The sequence below is a fragment of the Desulfovibrio desulfuricans genome (genome assembly GCF_024460775.1).
Taxonomy (GTDB): domain Bacteria; phylum Desulfobacterota; class Desulfovibrionia; order Desulfovibrionales; family Desulfovibrionaceae; genus Desulfovibrio; species Desulfovibrio desulfuricans_E.
Genome location: NZ_JANFYZ010000032.1, coordinates 1 through 1,260, shown reverse-complemented (window position 1 = coordinate 1,260; position 1,260 = coordinate 1). Strand labels below are relative to the sequence as shown.

At 53.9% G+C, this 1,260-nt stretch carries 1 protein-coding gene; it reads left to right on the top strand.

Features of this window, described 5'->3' with window-relative positions; genetic code table 11:
- Positions 1-55 precede the first annotated feature (55 nt).
- A protein-coding gene (locus NE637_RS15285; RefSeq protein ID WP_227119549.1) for an IS3 family transposase occupies positions 56-1,230 on the top strand; the annotation gives its coding sequence in 2 pieces (ribosomal slippage) (positions 56-323 and positions 323-1,230; 1,176 coding nt in all).
- Positions 1,231-1,260 lie beyond the last annotated feature (30 nt).

Genomic DNA, 1,260 nt, shown 5'->3' with positions numbered 1-1,260 from the left:
TGAGGTAGGCTGGAAAAAACGGACGCCATAGTTCATATCCATATGAGGAGGTTCTATGACGAAAACACCACGAGGACGTTATTCACAGGAATTGAGGCAGCAAGCCGTCACCATGGCGGTTGAGGATGGCTTCGGCGTAACGGAAACAGCGCGAAGGTTGTCTGTTCCTATGAAAACTTTAGCGAATTGGGTTACGCAGTACCGACTGGACAAGCACGAGTTCGCCTTGAAGCCGGGCGTGAGTGAGCAGGATGCGGAGTTGGCGCGGTTGAAGAAAGAAAACGCCCTGCTGCGTATGGAGCGCGACATTCTAAAAAAAGCGGCGGCGTACTTTGCCAAAGAGTCGCTGTGAGGTACGCCGCAGTCAGTGCTTTGCGACACCGATATCCTGTCCGTTTTATTTGCCTGGTTTTGCACGCATCTGTCAGTGGATACTACGCCTGGCTCAAACGCGACGCTGCCCCATCAAACAAGACAACTCGTCTGGAGGCCGAGGTTCTGGCTGCCCACCAGAGAACACGCGGCACATACGGCGCGGAGCGGTTGCACCGGGAACTCGTGGCAAGCGGTTGTGCCGTCAGCCTCTGGAAGGTCAAGCAGCTCCGCCGTGAACTGGGCCTCGTCTGTAAGCGCAAACGACGGGTTATCCGCACCACGGAGTCAAATCACGCGTTGCCGGTCGCTTCCAATCTTCTGAACCGTGACTTCACGCCGGGCGAACACAACCGCGTGTGGGTGAGTGACATAACCTATATCCCCACACGGCAGGGCTGGGTATATCTTGCCGGAATCAAAGATTTACACAGCCGGGAAATTGTCGGCTTCAGCCTGGCTGAGCGTATGGATACCGGGCTTGTCTTGGCTGCATTGATGAAGGCGGTGCGTTTCCACCGCCCACCTGTGGGACTGATTCTGCATTCGGATCGCGGCAGCCAGTATTGCAGCGCAGCTTATCAGAAAAAGCTCCACGCATATGGTCTGATCTGTTCCATGAGCAAAAAAGGGGATTGTTACGACAACGCCCCCATGGAGAGCTTCTGGGGCTTATTGAAGAATGAGTTGGTCCATCGCAAAAGCTACAGATCACAGGCAGAAGCAATTACAGATGTGACAGAGTATATTGAGGTTTTTTATAATCGACAAAGACGCCAGGCAGCACTTGGCTATCTCTCACCGGCGGCGTTTGTCAGAAGCGGGATGATGAAACCAAAGCTGCCGATTGCCGCTTAACATGGCGTTCGAATTTGACGACCTACCTCA